Source organism: Amycolatopsis tucumanensis (assembly GCF_021654135.1).
GTDB classification, from domain to species: domain Bacteria; phylum Actinomycetota; class Actinomycetes; order Mycobacteriales; family Pseudonocardiaceae; genus Amycolatopsis_E; species Amycolatopsis_E tucumanensis.
The window spans coordinates 101,151-118,189 of record NZ_JAKGSD010000009.1; the positions used below are offsets into that span (position 1 = coordinate 101,151).

A 17,039-nucleotide genomic window follows, 5' to 3' on the forward strand; every position below is an offset into this window, starting at 1 on the left:
GCGCATCACTTCTTCGCGTACTTGATCGACGACGGGATCAGCTCGGTCTGGTGCCCGGCCAGCGCGGCGGCGCGGCGCGGCCCCAGCGGCTCGTCCTGGATCTTGGCGTGCAGCTTGAGGATCGCGTCGAGGAGCATCTCCGGGCGCGGCGGGCAGCCCGGCAGGTACATGTCGACCGGCACGATGTGGTCCACGCCCTGCACCACGGCGTAGTTGTTGAACATGCCGCCGGAGGAGGCGCAGACACCCATGGCCAGCACCCACTTCGGCTCGGCCATCTGGTCGTAGATCTGACGCAGGACCGGGGCCATCTTCTGCGTGACCCGGCCCGCGACGATCATCAGGTCGGCCTGGCGGGGGGTGGCGGAGAACCGCTCCATGCCGAAGCGCGCGATGTCGTAGCGCGAGCCGCCGACGGTCATCATCTCGATCGCGCAGCAGGCGAGCCCGAAGGTGGCCGGCCACAGCGAGTTCTTGCGCGCCCAGTTGACCAGCTTCTCCAGGCTGGCCAGCAGGATGCCGTTGGGGAGCTGCTCTTCGAGTCCCATGACGTCCCTCCCCTAGTTCCAGTCGAGCCCGCCGCGACGCCAGACGTAGGCGTAGGCGAAGCCGACGGTCGCGATGAACAAGACGATCTCCACCAGGCCGAACAGGCCGAGCGCGTCCGCCGAGACGGCGAACGGGTAGAGGAAGACCATTTCGATGTCGAACAGGATGAACAGCATCGCGGTGATGTAGTAGGCGACCGGCATCCGGCCGCCGCCCACCAGCGGCTGCGGGGACGGTTCGATCCCGCACTCGTAGGCCATCTGCTTCGCCCGGTTGTACCGGCGCGGGCCCACCAGCGGGCCGAGCAGCACGGAGAACACCGCGAAGGCCGCGGCGAGGACGAACAGGAGGACCAGCGGCAGGTACATCTCGAGGCCGGGCCCCGAGGCGGCCTGCGCGAGGTGGAACTGCGACATCAGCACGGTGAATGCCGTCCTTTCCGCGCCGTTGCGAACGTGCCGCTTGTGAAACTGTTCACAATCTCCCTTGCGGGGTTGTGAAGCGGTTCACAAAGCATAGGGGCAGTGTAGGACGTGGCTCACATTGTTGTCGCGGGGTGTTTCGGGTAAGGCGAACCTAACCAAAGGATGCCCTGGTGGACGGCCATAAGCCCGAGACCAGCACGAAAAGGATCATCCCGATCACGCAACGCAGAACTGGTGTGACGTAACCCACGGTGAGCGCGGCCAACCTCCGCCGGTTGCGCGCAAGATCACGCCGGCGGAGGTGTGACGGAAGTCATCCGCGCAGCGGCTCACCGGCCTCGTGGAGGTGCCGCAGCGCCCGCGCCCAGGAGTCGACCAGACCGGTCTCCGAGTACGGCACCCCGATCTCGGCGCAGTACCGCCGCACGATCGGCCGCGCCAGCCGCAGGTGCGGGGTCGGCATGCTGGGGAACAGGTGGTGCTCGATCTGGTAGTTCAGGCCGCCCATCGCGACGTCGACGAACCGGCCGCCGCGGACGTTGCGGGAGGTCAGCACCTGCCGCCGCAGGAAGTCCGGCCGCTCGCCGCCGGTGAGGGTCGGCATGCCCTTGTGGTTCGGCGCGAAGATCGAGCCCAGGTACACGCCCCACAGGCCCTGGTGCACGGCGATGAACACCAGCGCCTTGACCGGCGACAGCACGAGGAACACCGCGCCGAGGTAGACCGCGAAGTGGGTGAACAGCAGGGCGGCTTCCAGCCACCGCTGCTTCAGCCCCGGCTTGAGCACCGCGCGGATGCTCGACCAGTGCAGGTTCAGGCCCTCCAGCGTGAGCAGCGGGAAGAACAGGACCGCCTGGTGGCGCCCGATGAACCGGGGCAGGCCGCGGCTGGCCCGCGCCTGGCCCTGCGACCACACCAGGATGTCCGGCGCGACGTCCGGGTCGAGTTCCTCGTGGTTGGGGTTGGCGTGGTGGCGCGTGTGCTTGTCCATCCACCAGCCGTAGCTCAGGCCGATGCCGAGGTTGCCCGCGATCCGGCCGGCGACCTCGCTCGGGCGGCGGGTGCGGAACACCTGCCGGTGCGCGAGGTCGTGCGACAGCAGGGCGATCTGGCCGAACAGGACGGCCAGCAGCACGGCGACGACCAGGGTCGCCCAGGAGTCGCCGATCCAGGCGAACAATGCCCAGGCGTAGGCGAACAGGACGGTGACCAGGCCGGCGCGCAGGGCGTAGTAGCCGGGGCGCCGGTTCAGCAGACCGGCCTGCTTGACGCGGCGGGCGAGGTGGGCGAAGTCGCTGCCGGTTTCGGCTTGTGTCGTGGGCACGCACCGAGTCTGTTGCGCCGCACGAAGATCCGGCAGCCGGTGCGCACCCGGGTCCGCGGTGGGGCAGGCCCCACCTCAGGCGCTGGGCGTCAACCGCGCGGCGAGGGAGTCAGAACGGGGCTTCGTCGAGGAAGCCATCGGCGGGGCCTCGAAGGTTCGGTTCCACAGGTCGCGGTCGTTCTCGAAGTGCGAAGGCCGATGGAAGCCATCACCGTCTGATCAACTGGCCGGATCAGCAGGAACACGGGAATCACCAGCTCAGAGCGGCGGACACTCGCCGCTTGAGCCAGCGACTGTCTTCCGGAGGGTTCCATGTCGTCGCTCGACGAGACACCAACGCCCGGCATTCCTCAGGCGCTGGGCGTCAACCGCGCGGCGAGGGAGATCATCCGGTCCACCGCGTCGCCGCCCTTGGCGTCGTAGCAGCCGGACAGGCCCTTGTAGATCAGCGGGATCAGCGGGTTGATCCGCAGCCCGTACTTGGTCGCCGCGCGCATGACCTTCGGGTTGCCGATCGCCTTCGCGAAGACGTTGCCCAGGCGGTAGTAGCCGCCCATCAGCTCCTTCAGCGCCAGCGGGTAGCCACGCAGCGCGCGCTCCCGCGACGAGCCCTCGGGCCGGGCCAGCGCCTGCACCACGAACTCCGCCGCGAGCTGCGCCGACTCCATCGCCGCCGAGATGCCCTCGCCGTTGAACGGGCTCACCATGCCGCCCGCGTCGCCGAGCAGCAGCAGGCCGTCGCGGTAGTGCGGGGTGCGGTTGAAGCCCATCGGCAGACCGGCGCCGCCGATCCTTCCGATCGCGTTCTCCTCGCGGTAGCCCCATTCCTCCGGCGTCGAGTCCAGCCACTGCCGCATCAGGGCGCGGTAGTCCATGTTCCGGAACGACTTCGACGTCGACAGCATCCCGAGCCCGACGTTCACCGTGCCGTCGCCCAGCGGGAACGCCCAGCCGTAGCCAGGCAGCAGCTGCGGGTTGCGCGGGTCCTTGCGGTCCCACAGCTCCAGGTGGCCCTCGATGAACGGGTCGTCGTGCCGCGGGCTCTTGTAGTACCGGCGCACGGCGACACCCATCGGGCGCTTCTCGTCGGTCTCGATGCCGATCGAGCGGGCCAGTCGCGCGGACACGCCGTCGCACGCCAGCACGAGCGGCGCGTGGTAGCGCACCGGGGTCTTCTCGGGCCCCTGCTTGCCCTCGACACCGATCACGCGGCCCGTGCGCTCGTCGGTGATCGCGCCGGTCACGGTGGTCCGCTCCAGCAGCCGGGCGCCGGCCTTGACCGCGGTCTTGGCCAGCAGGTCGTCGAAGTCCTGGCGGGTGCGCGAGACGCCGTAGGGCGGGTAGCTGGTCAGCTCCGGCCAGTCCAGTTCCAGCGTCAGCTCCGCGGTGAGGATCCGCAGGCCGCGGCTGTGCACCCAGCCGGCCTCCTGGCTGGTGTCGATGCCCAGGTCGATGAGCTGCTTCACACCACGCGGGGTGAGGCCGTCGCCGCACACCTTCTCGCGCGGGAACTCGGTCTTCTCCAGCACCAGGACGTCGATCCCGGCGCGCGCCAGGTACGTCGCGACGGTGGATCCGGCCGGGCCCGCGCCGACGACGATTACCTGAGCGTCCTGGGTCATGCCTCGGAGTTTACGGGCGGCTTGATCGCACGGTGGATGGCGACGACGCCGAAGGTCAGGTTCAGCCACTCCACCTTCGTCCAGCCGGCGCTCGCGATGATCTGCGCCAGGCTGCGCTGGTCGTGCCACGCGGCCATCGATTCGGCCAGGTAGGAGTAGGCCTCGGGGTTGGTCGAGGAGAACCGGCCGAGCAGCGTCATGGCCCGCAGGATGAACTTCTTGTAGACGAACCGGATCGGCGGGAATGTGGGGGTCGACACCTCGCAGATGACCAGCCGGCCGCCCGGCTTGACCACGCGCGCGATCTCTTCGAGCGCGGCCTTGGTGTCGACGAAGTTGCGGATGCCGAAGCTGATCGTCGCGGCGTCGAAGCTCTCGTCGGCGAACGGCAGGTGCAGCGCGTCGGCGGCGACCATCGGGACGCGGCGGTGCTTGCCGCTGCGGAGCATGCCGAGGGAGAAGTCCGCGGCGAGGCACCACGCGCCGCCGCGGGCGTACTCGGCGGTGGACACCCCGGTGCCCGCGGCGAGGTCGAGCACCCGCTCGCCGCGGCGGGCGTCCAGGACGCGGGACGTCGTCGTGCGCCATCGCCGGTCGAACCCGAACGTCATGACCGAGTTCGCCCGGTCGTAGCCCTCCGAGACGCCGTCGAACATGGCGGCGACCTCGTGCGGATCTTTGTCGAGGCTCGCACGGCTCATGTCAGGAGCCTAAAACAGACAACATCCCCTGCACGCTCGCGGGCCACGCGAACTCCTCCGCCCGCGCCCGGGAAGCCGCACGTCGCAGGTCCTCCGGGCTCTCCAGCAGGCCGGTCACGGCGGACGCGAACGCCCGCGGCACGTCCGGCACCGCGGCCCCGCATCCGGGCCGGACGATCTCGCGCAGCGCCGAGGACTGCGACACCACCACCGGCGTCCCGGACGCCAGCGCCTCCAGCGCCGCGAGCCCGAACGTCTCGTGCGGACCGGGCGCGAGCGAGACGTCCGCGCTGGCCAGCAGCCGGGCCACGGCGGCCCGGTCGGACACGAACCCGAGGAACGTGACCGGCAGCCCGCGCGCCCGCCGTTCCAGCGCCCGGCGGCGCGGCCCGTCCCCGGCGATCACCAGCCGCACCCGGTCCCCCGACTCGGTCAGCTCGGCGACCGTGTCCACGCTGCGCTCCACGTGCTTCTCCGGCGACAGCCGTCCACAGTGGACCAGCAACGCGTCGGCGCCGGAGGCCAGCTCGTGCCGCAGCCCGGGATCGTGGTGCGCGGGGCGGAAAGCCGCGAGGTCCACCCCGAGCGGGACCTGGCGGACGTTGGCGACGCCGATCCGGTCGAACTCCTCGCGGGCGAACGACGTGGTGCAGACGACCGTGTCGTAGTTGCCCGCCATGCGCCGGTTGGCGGCGTCGGCGACGCGGCGGGCCAGCGGACCGGGCACCAGGAACTGCTCCAGCAGCCGGTCCAGCCGCTCGTGTGAGATCACGACGCTGGGCACGTCACGCCGGTGCGCCCACACCCCCATCCCGCGCAGGGTCAGCCGGTCCGACACCTCCAGCCGGTCCGGGCGCAGCGCCGACAGCAGCGCCCGCACCCGGTACGGGTCGACCGCGCGGTAGCCGCCGGTGCCGGGGATCTTCGGCGCGGGCAGGCTGATCCGCCGCACCCCGGTCGGCAGCCGTTCCTCGGCGTGCCGGGGCCCCGGCACGACCAGCGTCACGCGGTGGCCGCTCGCCACGTAACCGGCGCCCAGGTGGTGCAGCGCCGTGCGCAGACCGCCGGACCTGGGCCCGTAGAAGTTCGCCAGCTGGACGATGTGCATGGCATCAGGCGGCTCGCGCGACGCGGCCGGTGACCACCTCGTAGTGGTTCACCAGCTCCGCGCACACCGCGGGCCACGTCCGGCGGAGCACGACCTTGCGGGCCTTGGTCCCCAGCCGTTCCCGCAGCGCCGGGTCACGCAGGTCGCGCACGCGCCGCACCAGCTCCTCGGCGAAGCCGGCCGGGTCGGGCGGCAGCAGGTAGCCGGTACGACCGGGCAGGACGAGGTCCCGCGGGCCGCCCGCGTCCGGCGCGAGCACCGGCAGCCCGGACGCCATCGCCTCCTGCACCGCCTGGCAGAACGTCTCGTGCGGGCCGGTGTGGACGAACACGTCCAGGCTCGCGTAGGCCGCGGACAGCTCGTCGCCGTAGCGGGCGCCGAGGAAGGCGGCGCCGGGCAGGCGTTCGGCCAGCTCCTCGCGGTCCGGCCCGTCGCCGACGACCACCAGCCGCACGCCGTCCACCCCGGCCAGCGCGGCGAGCCTGCCGACCTCCTTCTCCGGCGCCAGCCGCCCGACGAACCCGACCAGCAGCTCCCCGTTCGGCGCGAGCCGGGCCCGCAGGTCCGGGTCCGCGTGCTCCGGCGAGAACCGCTCGACGTCCACCCCCCGGCCCCACCGGTGCACGCGGGGCACGCCGTGCGCGCGCAGGTCCTCCACGGACTGGGTGGACGGCGCGAGCGTCCGGTCGGCCTTGGTGTGCAGCCGGCGCACCCATCGCCACGCGGCCCGCGCGCCGAGGCCGAGCCCGTACGCGGTGGCGAACCCGGCGATGTCGGTCTGGAACACCGCGATCGAGGGCACCCGCAGCCGCCGGGCCGCGGCCAGCCCGCGGGCGCCGACCACGAACGGCGAGGCCAGGTGCACCACGTCCGGCCCGAACGCGGTCAGCGCGGTCAGCACCGTGCGGGTGGGCAGGCCGATCGGCAGCGAGTTGACCACCGGCAGGTCCAGCGCCGGGATCCGCACCACGGGCGCGCCCCGGTAGTGCGTCGGCCCGGTGAGGCCGGGCGCGACCACCATCACGTCGTGGCCGGTGCCGGTGAGGTGCTCGATGATCCGCAGCACGGAGTTGGTCACGCCGTTCACCTGCGGGAGGAAGCTTTCGGTGACGATGGCGACGCGCACGATCCCCACCGTGGCAGCCGGTCCGGTTCGGGGAGAAAAGCCCGCGTGACCACGGGACCAACGGTGCCCGAACTTCACGAAGCTTTCTCCGCTTCACCTGGGTGTCGCGTCCCGGACATCTGCTGCCGCCACACTCGGCTGGCGTGACCCTCCTCTCCGCCCGTCCACCCCACCCGGTCGAACCGGGCTTGCTGTCGCGAGCGCTCGAGGTCGCCGGGCGGCTGGCCAACGACGCCACCGACGTGATCACGGCGACCGCGGGCCGGGGCGCCCACCCGGACGTGGCGGACTCGCCGTTCGACTGGGTCACCGACACCGACCGCATCCTGGAGCGGCACACCCGCCGCGTGCTGACCGCGGAGTTCCCCGGCATCCCCGTCGTCGGCGGCGAGTTCGGGGCCGACACCGGCGCGGACTCGGCGGCCTACCGCTGGGTGGTGGACCCGGTCGACGGAACGGCCAACTACGTCGCCGGGGTGCCGTGGTGCGCCTACAGCCTCGCGCTGGTCGACGCGTCCGGACCCGTCGTCGGGGTGGTCGCCGACCCCTACCGCGCCCAGATCTACGCCGCCGCCCGCGGCCGCGGCACGCGCGCCAACGGCAAGCCGGTCAAGCTGGTCGACCGGGACCGCATCGCCGGGTCGATCGTGTGCACCGAGCTGGCCCGCAAGGGGCCGTGGCCGGGCATGGGCTCGTTCATCGAACGCGCCGCGGAGGCGCACGCCGGGGTCCGCGTGCTCGGCTCGGCCGCGTTGTCGATCGCGCAGGTCGCGCTCGGGCACGCCATCGCCGCGGTGCTGCACAGCTACCACGAGTGGGACGTCGCCGGGTCGGTCGCGCTGGCCATCGAGGCCGGCGCCGTCGTGCTCGACCGGCGCGGGTCGGACAGCCCGCTGCCCACCGACGGCCTGCTCGTCGCCGCGCCCAGCGTCGCCGAGGAAGTCCTGTCGTGGTGGCAGGAAACCGAACGGGGCATCCGCGCGTCCTAGGTCCGCACAAGATCACGGACCCGGGAGAACACCACATGCTGATCTACGGCTGGCGCAAGAGCGTCCAGGAGCTGGCCACCGCGACCTACCTGTGCGGGAACTGCCAGAACCCGAGCGCGCACGCGCTGCGCCGCGCCGTCACGAAGTTCACGCTGTTCTTCATCCCGCTGTTCCCGATCAGCTCGAAGTACTTCACGGTGTGCACCTTCTGCGGCATGACGAACAAGCTGACCAAGGACGAGGCGCAGCAGGTCCAGGCCATGCAGCAGCAGGCGCCGCAGCCCGTGCCGCAGCAGCCGCCCGTGCCGCAGGCCGGTTACCCGCAGGCCGGACACCCGCAGGCCGGGTACCCGCAGCCGGGTCACGCGCCGCAGCAACACGTGCAGCAGTACCCGCAGCAGCAGATCCAGCCGCCGCGCCAGGGGTTCTAACGCGCCACGCGGTAGCGGAGGAAGGCGACCTTCCCGCTGAGAGTGCGGTTTTCGACGAGTTCGAGGTCCACCCGGCGCTCCCGGCGGGCGAAGAACGGGGTGCCACCGCCGACGAGCACCGGGTGGACCCGCACGAGGTACTCGTCGATCAGCCCGGCCGCGGCGACCTCGGCGGCGAGGGTCGCGCCGCCGATCGCGATGTCGCCGTCCCCCGGCTCGGCGCGCAGCCGCTCGATCTCCTCGGCCGGGCTGCCGGAAGCCAGCCGCGCGTTGCCCTCCACCGCGGACAGCCTGGTGGAGAACACGACCTTGGGCATCGCCTTCCAGATCGCGTCGACGCCGCGCACCTCCTCGATGGCGAGGCGGAAGACCTCCTCGGTGGGCGCCGACCAGTCGAACCGGCCGTCCGGCCCGACGATGTAGCCGTCCAGCGAGACGGACATGGAGTAGGTGACGCTGCGCACGGGAGCCCCTCGCTGCCGGAGGTCAGCCGGACTTCACCGGAGTCTCGGCCTCGGCGAGGGCGACCTCCGGCTCGGTCACCGCCGGCTCGCGGCGCAGTCGCTGGCGGATCAGCCAGGCCACCGCGCCCGCGACCACCCAGGTGATCAGGATCGTGGTGCCCAGCGGCAGCAGCGTCAACGTGGCCGTGCGGCCCGCGACGCGGGCCAGGTCCGGGTCGGTCGCGTCGTACTCGATGCGCACCAGGTCGCCCGCGACCAGGCCGCCCGGGTAGAGCACGCCGTTGGACGGGCTGTGCACGATGCCGTCCGGCGTCTCGAACCGGATGATCGTCCGGTCCCAGGCCACCGCGTCCACCTCGGCCGTCGCCGTGCCCAGGTTGCCGGTGATCGCCTGGTCGTTGCGGATCGCGGCGAGCAGCAGCCCGGCGCAGAGCACGGTGATCACGACGGCGACGGCGAGCACGCAGCGACGGCCGATCTTCAGCCACCACAGAGTCCTCGCCGTCACTCCACCGAGCATAGAAGGTGCGGGTTAACGGCTGTCTCCGGCCGCCAGCAGCTGGTGAGTGCGCTGGATGGCGGGGTAGGACCGCGGCTGGGCGGCGGCACGCAGGGTCGCCGCGCCGTTCGGGCCGGTGGCCGGCTTGCCCGCGGTGAACAGCCAGGTCTGGAACAGCTGCTGCAGCGGCTTGCCGGAGACCTCCTCCGCCAGCGCGACGAAGTCGCTGATGCGGGCGTCGTCACCCCGGTGCCGGGCCACCCAGGTGCGCAGGATCGTGAAGAACGCGTCGTCGCCGACGGCGGTCCGCAGGGCCTGCACGGCCAGCGCGCCGCGGTCGTACACGGCGTCGTCGAACTGGTTGGCCGCGCCCGGGTCGCCGGGCAGGACCTGCCAGAACGGGTCGTCGGTCGGGTAGGAGTCATAGACGTACTGGGCGAGCTCGGCCGCGGTGCCCTCGCCCTGGTGCTCCGACCACAGGTACTCGGCGTAACTGGCGAAGCCCTCGTTGAGCCAGATGTCGCTCCAGCGGCCCAGCGAGACGGAGTCGCCGAACCACTGGTGCGCGTTCTCGTGCGCGACGACCGAGGTGTTCGTCCCGGAGACGAAGAACTTGTTGCTGTACACCGGCCGCGTCTGGGCCTCCAGCGCGAAGGTCAGGCCGGTGCTGACGACCCCGCCCTGAGCCTCGAACGGGTACTCGCCGAACTGGCTCGCGAGGAACTCGACGATCTCCGGGGTGCGCTCGACGCTGGCCTTCGCCGCGCCCAGCGAATCGCCGGTGGCCGGGTCGTAGGCGGTGACGAACGGCTGCCCGCCGGGCGTGGTGGCCTGGTTGACCTCGAACTTCCCGACTTCGAGGGTGGTCGCGTAGGTGTTCTGCGGCTGGGTGCTGCGCCAGTTCCAGCGCGTCCAGCCGGCCCGCTGCTTGGTCTTGCGGACGAGCGTGCCGTTGGACAGGGCGGCGACGTCGTCGGGCACCTCGACCGAGACGTCGTAGGTGGCCTTGTCGGTCGGGTGGTCGCTGGCCGGGTACCACCACTGCGAGTTCTGCGGCTCGTCGACGGCGAGCGCGCCGTCCGGGGTCTTCTTCCACGCGGTGTAGCCGTCGATGACGACCTTGGACGGGGTGTCGGCGTAGGTGACGACGACGGTGACCGGCTGGTTCTTCGCGAGCGGCTTGGCCGGGGTGACCTCCAGCTCGCCCTCGCGGACGGTCCGGAAGGCGGCGGGCACGTTGTCGACCCGGATCCCGCTCACGTGGAGCCCGAAGTCGAGGTCGAAGCTGGACAGCTCCTGCGTGGTCCTGGCGAGGATCGTCGTGGTGCCGGCGAGCTGGTCGGTGGCCGGCTGGTAGGTGAGGCGGATGTCGTAGTGGGCGACGTCGTAGCCGCCGTTGCCGGCGTACGGGTAGTAGGGGTCGCCGGCTCCGGCAGCGCCCGGGGCGGGCGCGGCGGAGGCGGTCGAAGCGAGGAGCACGATCGCGATTCCGGTGGTCACGGCCCCCAGGCCGGCGCGAGTTCGCAGACGCATGGCGGGGACGCTAGCGGGAAAACTTCCCACCGGACACGTCCGAAAGATGGTTCCCGCTAACTGAGAGCGGTGGACACCGCCGAGCGGATGCGGGCGTGCAGGTCGCGGTGGCGCGACCGGTCCACCTGCACCTCGACCACCCGCAGACCGGGCGCCGGGCGCAGCGCCTCGCGGAACTCCTCGATCGTCCCGGCCCGCACGTGCGGGATGCCGAACCCGGCGCACAGCGCCGAGAGGTCCGCGCCGTGCGGGGTGCCGAACACGTGCTCGAACGCGTCCCGGTGCTCGGGCGCCCCTTGCTCCAGCAGCGAGAAGATCCCGCCGCCGTCGTCGTTGAGCACCACGATCGTCAGGTCCGGGCGCGTCTCCGGCGGCCCGGCAAGCAGGCCGTTCACGTCGTGCAGGAACGTCAGGTCGCCGAGCAGCGCGTACGACTGCCCGCGGTGCACCGACGCCGCGCCGATCGCCGTCGACACCGTGCCGTCGATGCCCGCCACGCCACGGTTGCGGTGCACCAGCACGTCCGGCCGCATCCGGCCGGCCAGCGCCACGTCCCGCGCCGGGTTGGACGAGCCGACCACCAGCAGCGCGTCCGGTGGCAGGGCGTCGACCAGCTCGGACGCCAGCCGCAGCCCGCTCGGCCACTGCTCGCGCCGCAACGCCGTGCCGACCGCCTCGTTCGCCAGCGCGTCCGCCCGCTGCCACGCGGCCAGCCACTCCGGATCGGCCGGCTTGGTCGGCGAGTCGAACCACTGCCCGACCTGCCGCACGTTGTGGGCGGGCGCGGGCCAGTCCGAGTCCGGGCGGACCAGCAGCACCTCGACGTCGGAGTCCGACAGCAGCTGCTGGATCTGGCGGAACACCGTCGGCCTGCCCAGGCACAGCACCTGCTCCGGCTTGTGCCGCCGGATGAACTCCTCGGCGCCGAGCAGCCACACGCCCGACGAGATCGCCGACGTCCCGAGCAGGCCCAGCCCGCCGGTCTCCGAGATCACCGGCCAGCCGTGCTGCTCACCCCACTCACCGGCCGCCCGCACCCCGCTGTCGCACGCGATGACCAGACCGCAGCGCGCCGACGGGACCACGAACGACGGCAGCGCGCCGAAGTCCGGCAGCTCGGTCCAGCGCTCCCCGCCGGGGCGGCCCTCCAGCGACTCGAACCACTCGTCGTCGCCGTCGGGCACCAGCGGCTCGCGGAACGGGACGTTCAGGTGGACCGGGCCGCACCGCCATTCGCCGTACGCCGCGTTCCATGCCCGGCAGATCTGGCTGCGCCAGTACGCGTTCTGGCCACCGCGCCGCTCGGCGACGGCCAGCTCGTCGAAGTACCGCACCGCGCCGCCGTAGAGCCGCTGCTGCTCGATGACCTGGTTCGCGCCCGCGGCCCGCAGCTCCGGCGGGCGGTCGGCGGTGAGCACGATCAGCGGGACCCCGGCGCGGTCGGCCTCCAGGACGGCCGGGTGGAAGTTCGCCGCCGCGGTGCCGCTGGTGCAGACCACGGCGACCGGTCGTCCGGTGCGCGCCGCGATGCCCAGCGCGAGGAAGCCCGCGCCCCGCTCGTCGATGCGGACGTGCAGCTGGAGGCGCCCGGCGGCGGCCGCGTCGTACAGCGCCAGCGACAGCGGCGCGTTGCGCGAACCGGGGCAAAGCACCACGTGCGAGACGGTGTTGCGGACGAGTTCGTCCACGATCACCTTGGCCTGGGCGGTCGACGGATTCACCGGGGACCCCCCGGCGTGTCACCCGTCACCACAGTCACACGGCCTATTCTCCCAAACGTGCATGACGCCCAGGTTTCCGAGCTGTTCGACCCGTCCGCCTGGACCGAAATCGAGGGTTTCGGTTTCACCGACATCACCTATCACCGTTCCGTCGAGGCCCGCTCCGGCAAACGCGTCGTGCGCGTCGCGTTCGACCGCCCCGAGGTTCGCAACGCCTTCCGCCCGCACACCGTCGACGAGCTGTACCGCGCTCTCGACCACGCGCGGATGAGCTCAGATGTCGGCTGCGTCCTCCTGACGGGGAACGGTCCCTCGCCGAAGGACGGTGGGTGGGCGTTCTGTTCCGGTGGTGACCAGCGTATTCGCGGTCGGTCCGGGTATCAGTACGCGAGCGGCGAGACCTCCGACACGGTGGACCCCGCGCGGGCCGGCCGCCTGCACATCCTGGAGGTCCAGCGGCTGATCAGGTTCATGCCGAAGGTCGTGATCGCGGTGGTCCCTGGCTGGGCCGCGGGCGGCGGGCACTCGCTGCACGTGGTGTGCGATCTCACCCTCGCCTCGGCCGAGCACGCGCGGTTCAAGCAGACGGACGCCGACGTCGGCTCGTTCGACGGCGGGTTCGGGTCGGCCTACCTGGCACGCGAGGTCGGGCAGAAGTTCGCGCGGGAGATCTTCTTCCTCGGCCGCGAGTACACCGCCGAGCAGATGCACCGGATGGGCGCGGTCAACGCGGTCGTCCCGCACGCCGAGCTGGAGGCCGAGGCGCTGCAGTGGGGCTGGGAGATCCTCGGCAAGTCGCCGACGGCCCAGCGGATGCTGAAGTACTCGTTCAACCTGATCGACGACGGGCTGGTCGGGCAGCAGGTCTTCGCGGGCGAGACCACCCGGCTGGCCTACATGCAGGACGAGGCCGTCGAGGGGCGGGACGCGTTCCTGCAGAAGCGGGACCCCGACTGGTCCGCCTTCCCCTACTACTACTGAGGTGCGCGTGCGCGAGGTCTGGCTGCGGGGTCCGGAGTCGGTCGACGAGCTGGCCGGGGCACTGGCCGCGGCGCTCGACGGGGGCGAGGCGGTGCTGCCGCTGGACGGCGGCGACCCCAAGGCCGCCGGGCTGCTGGCGGGCATGCGGCCGGACGAGCCGGTGGAGCCGGGCACCGCGGTGATCATCGCGACCTCCGGGTCCACCGGCGAGCCCAAGGGCGTGCTGCTGTCCGCCGAGGCGCTGCAGGCCTCCGCGGCGGCCACGCACGCGCGGCTCGGCGGGCCGGGACGGTGGCTGCTCGCCACGCCCGCGAACTACATCGGCGGCCTGCAGGTGCTGGTCCGGTCGATGCTGGCCGGACAGCCGTTCGCGGTGCTGCCGCCCGGGCCGTTCCGGGCGGAACGCTTCGCCGAGGCCGCGCGGCCGGTGCTCGCCGGGAACGGGCCGCGCTACACCGCGATGGTTCCGACCCAGCTGACCCGGCTGCTCGACGCCGGCGGCCCCGGCCTGGACGCGGCAAAGGCGTTCGACGCGATCATCCTCGGCGCCGCCGCGACCACCCCGGCCTTACGCGCCCGCGCCAAGGAGGCCGGGGTGCGGATCGTCCCGTCCTACGGGATGAGCGAGACCGCGAGCGGCTGCGTCTACGACGGGGTGCCGCTGGACGGGGTCGGCGTGCGGATCGCCGACGACGGCCGGATCCTCATCTCCGGGCCGGTGCTCACCCACGGCTACCGGCTGCGGCCCGACCTCACCGCGGCGGCGTTCGACGGCGGCTGGTTCCGCACCGGGGACCGCGGGCAGCTGCGCGACGGGCGCCTGGAAGTCCTCGGCCGCCTCGACGACGTGATCAACACCGGCGGGGTGAAGGTGTCCGCGGCGGCGGTGGAACGCCTGATCACGTCCCTGCCCGGGGTGCGGGAGACGTGCGTCGTCGGGCTGCCGGACGCGGAGTGGGGCCAGGTCGTGGCGGCCGCGGTCGTGCCCGAGGGCGAGGTGCCGGACGTGGACGAGCTGCGGGCGGCGGTGCGTTCGGCGGCGGGTGCGGCGGCCGTGCCGAAGCGGGTCGAGTTCGTTACCACACTCCCGCTGCGCGGGCCCGGCAAAATCGACCGAACAGCGGTCGCGGAGCAGATTTTTCCCCCGGTTGGTTGACATCCGGGGCGGGCCGTTTTTCAGTTAGCCAATGATCTCGCTGAAACGTCTCCTGGTCGCGGCCGTCGGTGCCGCGTTCGCCGTCCTCGCGGTGGCCGGCACGGCGGCGGCCGATCCGCCCCTGCCGGACTCCGGCACGCTCACCTGGTCCGTACCGGTCGCCGCGGAGTAAGCGCGCTCGACGAGAATGCAGTCATGGCGACTGTGACGGAGTGGATCGAGGGTGCCCGGCCGCGGACGCTGCCCAACGCGGTGGCTCCCGTGGTGGCGGGCGTGGGGGCGACGATCCAGCTGGGGGCGTTCACCTGGTGGCAGTCGTTGCTGGCGCTCCTCGTGGCGCTCGCGCTGATCATCGGCGTCAACTTCGCCAACGACTACTCCGACGGCATCCGCGGCACGGACGCCGACCGGGTCGGGCCGCTCCGCCTGGTCGGCTCCGGTGCCGCGGCGCCGAAGCTCGTGCTCACCGCCGCGCTGACCTGCTTCGGCGTGGCCGGGGTGCTCGGGCTGGTGCTGGTGGCGGTCACCGGGCGGTGGTGGCTGCTCGCGATGGGGGCCGCGTGCATCCTCGGCGCCTGGTTCTACACCGGCGGCCGGAAGCCCTACGGCTACGCGGGGCTCGGCGAGGTCGCGGTGTTCATCTTCTTCGGCCTGGCCGCGGTGCTGGGCACCGTGTACGTGCAGGCCGGGCGGATCAGCTGGGAAGCGCTGGGGGCCGCGGTGGCCGTCGGGTGCTTCTCGATGGCCGTACTGGTGGCCAACAACCTGCGGGACATCCCGACCGACCGGGTGGCCGGGAAGGTGACCCTCGCGGTGCGGCTTGGGGACGCCGGCACGCGGCGGTTCTACCTGGCGCTGATCGCGGTGCCGTACGCGGTGACGGTGCTGCTGGCGGTGTGGCACCCCTGGCTGCTGATCGCGCTGGTGACGGCGCCGCTGCTGCGGACCCCGGTGCGGGTGATCACCGGCGGGGGGAACGGGCCGGGGCTGATCCCGGTGCTGAAGGACACCGGGTTGGCGATGCTGGCCTGGTCGGTGCTGACCGCCGTGGGACTCGCGGTCAGCTGACCCACTTGCCCGTCGCCAGGAACCGCTCCATGCGGGCCGTGTGCGGGGTCAGGTCGAAGCCCTGCTCGGCGATCCAGTCGTCGTTGTAGTAGGTGTGCGCGTACCGCTCGCCGCCGTCGCAGATGAGGGTTACCACGCTGCCCACCTGGCCGGCTTCGAGCATGCCCGCGATGATCTCGAAGGCGGCGTAGAGCGCGGTGCCCGTCGAGCCGCCCGCCCAGTGGCCGGTGCGCTCCCGCAGCAGCCTGATCGCCGCCATGGACGCGGCGTCCGGAACCTGGATCATGTGGTCGATGACCGTCGGCACGAAGGACGGCTCCACGCGCGGCCGTCCGATGCCTTCGATGCGTGACGGCATGCCCGTGGTGTAGTCCATCGCGCCGGTCTGCCACGCCCCGTAGAACGACGAGTTCTCCGGGTCGGCCACCGCGATCTTCGTGGTGTGCCGCCGGTAGCGCACGTACCGGCCGAACGTCGCGCTCGTCCCGCCGGTGCCCGCGCCCACCACGATCCACGACGGCACCGGATGCCGTTCCGCGCGCATCTGCGCGAACACCGACTCCGCGATGTTGTTGTTGCCGCGCCAGTCCGTCGCCCGCTCGGCGTAGGTGAACTGATCGAGGTAGTGCCCGCCGCACTCCGCGGCCAGCCGCTCGGCCTCGCTGTACATCGCGGACGGCACGTCCACGAAGTGACACCGCCCGCCGTAGAACTCGATCAGCTCGATCTTCTCCCGGCTGGTCTTGCGCGGCACCACCGTCACGAAGTCCAGCCCGAGCATCCGCGCGAAGTACGCCTCGCTCACCGCGGTCGAGCCGCTGGACGCCTCGATCAACGTCGTTTCCGGGCCGATCTGCCCGTTGACCAGCGCATAGAGCAGCAGGGACCGCGCCAGCCGGTGCTTGAGCGAGCCGGTCGGGTGCACCGACTCGTCCTTCAGGTACAGGTCCACGCCCCACTCGGGCGGCAGCGGGAAGCAGTGCAGGTGCGTGTCGGCGCTGCGGTTGGCGTCGGCCTCGATCAGGCGGATCGCCTCGCGCACCCACGCCCTATTCGTCGCCGGCATCCTCGCCCCGCAGCTGGGCCCGCAGCTTCGCGCGCTCCCGCGCCCGGTGCTCGTTGCGCACCGCGAGACCTGCGGTGACCCGCGCATTCAGCTTGCGGAACACGAGCAGCCCGACCGGCAGGCCGACCACCACACCGACGGCGACGGCGACCAGCAACGGCACCTTCACCAGGACGAGCACGGCCGCCACGACGACGATCAGCCCGAACCGCGCGAGCAGGTAAAGCGTCAGGTCACGGCCCAGATGAGTACGGGTCTCGCTCACGTTTGACGAGC

Annotated in this window: 19 protein-coding genes; 6 read left to right on the top strand and 13 right to left on the bottom strand. The window is 72.0% G+C overall.

Annotated features, from left to right (window positions below):
• Positions 1 to 5 precede the first annotated feature (5 nt).
• From L2C96_RS12185 to L2C96_RS45050, 7 genes are all read right to left on the bottom strand, one after another.
• Complete coding sequence (locus tag L2C96_RS12185) at positions 6 to 548, bottom strand: NuoB/complex I 20 kDa subunit family protein (RefSeq protein ID WP_020417415.1); 543 nt, start codon at positions 546 to 548, stop codon at positions 6 to 8.
• A gap of 12 nt (positions 549 to 560) precedes the next feature.
• Entirely contained in the window at positions 561 to 965 is a 405-nt protein-coding gene (locus tag L2C96_RS12190; protein WP_051079579.1) for an NADH-quinone oxidoreductase subunit A, read from the bottom strand.
• 322 nt (positions 966 to 1,287) lie between these two features.
• Positions 1,288 to 2,298, bottom strand: coding sequence for a fatty acid desaturase family protein (locus tag L2C96_RS12195; RefSeq protein WP_237336219.1), 1,011 nt, complete (start codon positions 2,296 to 2,298; stop codon positions 1,288 to 1,290).
• 350 nt (positions 2,299 to 2,648) lie between these two features.
• Positions 2,649 to 3,920, bottom strand: coding sequence for a geranylgeranyl reductase family protein (locus tag L2C96_RS12200; RefSeq protein WP_020417413.1), 1,272 nt, complete (start codon positions 3,918 to 3,920; stop codon positions 2,649 to 2,651).
• Positions 3,917 to 4,621: a demethylmenaquinone methyltransferase gene (locus tag L2C96_RS12205; protein WP_020417412.1), complete on the bottom strand. Its 705-nt coding sequence runs from the start codon at positions 4,619 to 4,621 to the stop codon at positions 3,917 to 3,919. The genes L2C96_RS12200 and L2C96_RS12205 overlap by 4 nt, the downstream gene beginning before the upstream one ends.
• Before the next feature lies 1 nt (position 4,622).
• Positions 4,623 to 5,729: a glycosyltransferase gene (locus L2C96_RS12210; protein ID WP_020417411.1), complete on the bottom strand. Its 1,107-nt coding sequence runs from the start codon at positions 5,727 to 5,729 to the stop codon at positions 4,623 to 4,625.
• A gap of 4 nt (positions 5,730 to 5,733) precedes the next feature.
• Positions 5,734 to 6,855, bottom strand: coding sequence for a glycosyltransferase family 4 protein (locus L2C96_RS45050; RefSeq protein WP_202961412.1), 1,122 nt, complete (start codon positions 6,853 to 6,855; stop codon positions 5,734 to 5,736).
• 143 nt (positions 6,856 to 6,998) lie between these two features.
• Between L2C96_RS45050 and L2C96_RS12220 the strand changes: the two genes are divergently transcribed.
• Together L2C96_RS12220 and L2C96_RS12225 are read left to right on the top strand one after the other, a co-directional pair.
• Positions 6,999 to 7,844 carry an inositol monophosphatase family protein gene (locus L2C96_RS12220; RefSeq protein ID WP_027932757.1) on the top strand — a complete coding sequence of 282 codons (846 nt, stop codon included), beginning with the start codon at positions 6,999 to 7,001 and terminating at the stop codon, positions 7,842 to 7,844.
• A 35-nt stretch (positions 7,845 to 7,879) separates the two neighbouring features.
• A complete protein-coding gene (locus L2C96_RS12225) occupies positions 7,880 to 8,275 on the top strand; it encodes a zinc-ribbon domain-containing protein (protein WP_237336220.1) in 396 nt (131 codons plus the stop codon).
• On the opposite strand, the gene L2C96_RS12230 is transcribed toward L2C96_RS12225, so the two are convergent.
• The 4 genes from L2C96_RS12230 to menD are packed head-to-tail and all read right to left on the bottom strand — an operon-like array spanning position 8,272 to position 12,492.
• Positions 8,272 to 8,739, bottom strand: coding sequence for a dihydrofolate reductase family protein (locus L2C96_RS12230; protein WP_237336221.1), 468 nt, complete (start codon positions 8,737 to 8,739; stop codon positions 8,272 to 8,274). The genes L2C96_RS12225 and L2C96_RS12230 overlap by 4 nt on opposite strands.
• Positions 8,740 to 8,761: 22 nt before the next feature.
• Complete coding sequence (locus L2C96_RS12235; protein ID WP_237336222.1) at positions 8,762 to 9,247, bottom strand: DUF3592 domain-containing protein; 486 nt, start codon at positions 9,245 to 9,247, stop codon at positions 8,762 to 8,764.
• Positions 9,248 to 9,271: 24 nt separating this feature from the next.
• Positions 9,272 to 10,771 carry a M1 family metallopeptidase gene (locus tag L2C96_RS12240; RefSeq protein WP_237336223.1) on the bottom strand — a complete coding sequence of 500 codons (1,500 nt, stop codon included), beginning with the start codon at positions 10,769 to 10,771 and terminating at the stop codon, positions 9,272 to 9,274.
• Positions 10,772 to 10,827: 56 nt separating this feature from the next.
• Positions 10,828 to 12,492: a 2-succinyl-5-enolpyruvyl-6-hydroxy-3-cyclohexene-1-carboxylic-acid synthase gene (menD, locus tag L2C96_RS12245; protein WP_020417404.1), complete on the bottom strand. Its 1,665-nt coding sequence runs from the start codon at positions 12,490 to 12,492 to the stop codon at positions 10,828 to 10,830.
• A 57-nt stretch (positions 12,493 to 12,549) separates the two neighbouring features.
• Between menD and L2C96_RS12250 the strand changes: the two genes are divergently transcribed.
• Genes L2C96_RS12250 through L2C96_RS12265 form a run of 4 tightly spaced genes read left to right on the top strand, consistent with a single transcriptional unit; the run spans position 12,550 to position 15,697 of the window.
• Positions 12,550 to 13,473 carry a 1,4-dihydroxy-2-naphthoyl-CoA synthase gene (locus tag L2C96_RS12250; protein WP_020417403.1) on the top strand — a complete coding sequence of 308 codons (924 nt, stop codon included), beginning with the start codon at positions 12,550 to 12,552 and terminating at the stop codon, positions 13,471 to 13,473.
• 7 nt (positions 13,474 to 13,480) lie between these two features.
• Entirely contained in the window at positions 13,481 to 14,629 is a 1,149-nt protein-coding gene (gene menE, locus L2C96_RS12255; RefSeq protein WP_237336224.1) for an o-succinylbenzoate--CoA ligase, read from the top strand.
• A 31-nt stretch (positions 14,630 to 14,660) separates the two neighbouring features.
• Positions 14,661 to 14,801: a hypothetical protein gene (locus tag L2C96_RS12260; RefSeq protein ID WP_020417401.1), complete on the top strand. Its 141-nt coding sequence runs from the start codon at positions 14,661 to 14,663 to the stop codon at positions 14,799 to 14,801.
• A 23-nt stretch (positions 14,802 to 14,824) separates the two neighbouring features.
• Entirely contained in the window at positions 14,825 to 15,697 is an 873-nt protein-coding gene (locus L2C96_RS12265; protein WP_237336225.1) for a 1,4-dihydroxy-2-naphthoate polyprenyltransferase, read from the top strand.
• Here the strand turns inward: L2C96_RS12265 and cds1 are convergent.
• Both cds1 and L2C96_RS12275 read right to left on the bottom strand, forming a co-directional pair.
• Entirely contained in the window at positions 15,690 to 16,763 is a 1,074-nt protein-coding gene (gene cds1 / locus L2C96_RS12270; RefSeq protein ID WP_237336226.1) for an L-cysteine desulfhydrase Cds1, read from the bottom strand. The two genes, L2C96_RS12265 and cds1, sit on opposite strands and share 8 nt — an antisense overlap.
• The gene (locus L2C96_RS12275) at positions 16,747 to 17,028 is read right to left on the bottom strand and encodes a DUF4229 domain-containing protein (protein WP_020417398.1); all 282 of its coding nucleotides are present in this window, start codon (positions 17,026 to 17,028) and stop codon (positions 16,747 to 16,749) included. Before L2C96_RS12275 ends, cds1 begins: the two co-directional genes overlap by 17 nt.
• Positions 17,029 to 17,039: the final 11 nt, after the last annotated feature.

Excerpts from the sequence above, each read along its gene's own strand:
- L2C96_RS12260 (WP_020417401.1), top strand. The coding sequence starts at position 14,661 with ATGATCTCGCTGAAACGTCTCCTGGTCGCGGCCGTCGGTGCCGCGTTC.
- L2C96_RS12210 (WP_020417411.1), bottom strand. The coding sequence starts at position 5,729 with ATGCACATCGTCCAGCTGGCGAACTTCTACGGGCCCAGGTCCGGCGGT.
- L2C96_RS12185 (WP_020417415.1), bottom strand. The coding sequence starts at position 548 with ATGGGACTCGAAGAGCAGCTCCCCAACGGCATCCTGCTGGCCAGCCTG.
- L2C96_RS12225 (WP_237336220.1), top strand. The coding sequence starts at position 7,880 with ATGCTGATCTACGGCTGGCGCAAGAGCGTCCAGGAGCTGGCCACCGCG.
- L2C96_RS12240 (WP_237336223.1), bottom strand. The coding sequence starts at position 10,771 with ATGCGTCTGCGAACTCGCGCCGGCCTGGGGGCCGTGACCACCGGAATC.
- L2C96_RS12205 (WP_020417412.1), bottom strand. The coding sequence starts at position 4,621 with ATGAGCCGTGCGAGCCTCGACAAAGATCCGCACGAGGTCGCCGCCATG.
- L2C96_RS12200 (WP_020417413.1), bottom strand. The coding sequence starts at position 3,920 with ATGACCCAGGACGCTCAGGTAATCGTCGTCGGCGCGGGCCCGGCCGGA.
- cds1 (WP_237336226.1), bottom strand. The coding sequence starts at position 16,763 with ATGCCGGCGACGAATAGGGCGTGGGTGCGCGAGGCGATCCGCCTGATC.
- L2C96_RS12190 (WP_051079579.1), bottom strand. The coding sequence starts at position 965 with ATGTCGCAGTTCCACCTCGCGCAGGCCGCCTCGGGGCCCGGCCTCGAG.
- L2C96_RS12265 (WP_237336225.1), top strand. The coding sequence starts at position 14,825 with ATGGCGACTGTGACGGAGTGGATCGAGGGTGCCCGGCCGCGGACGCTG.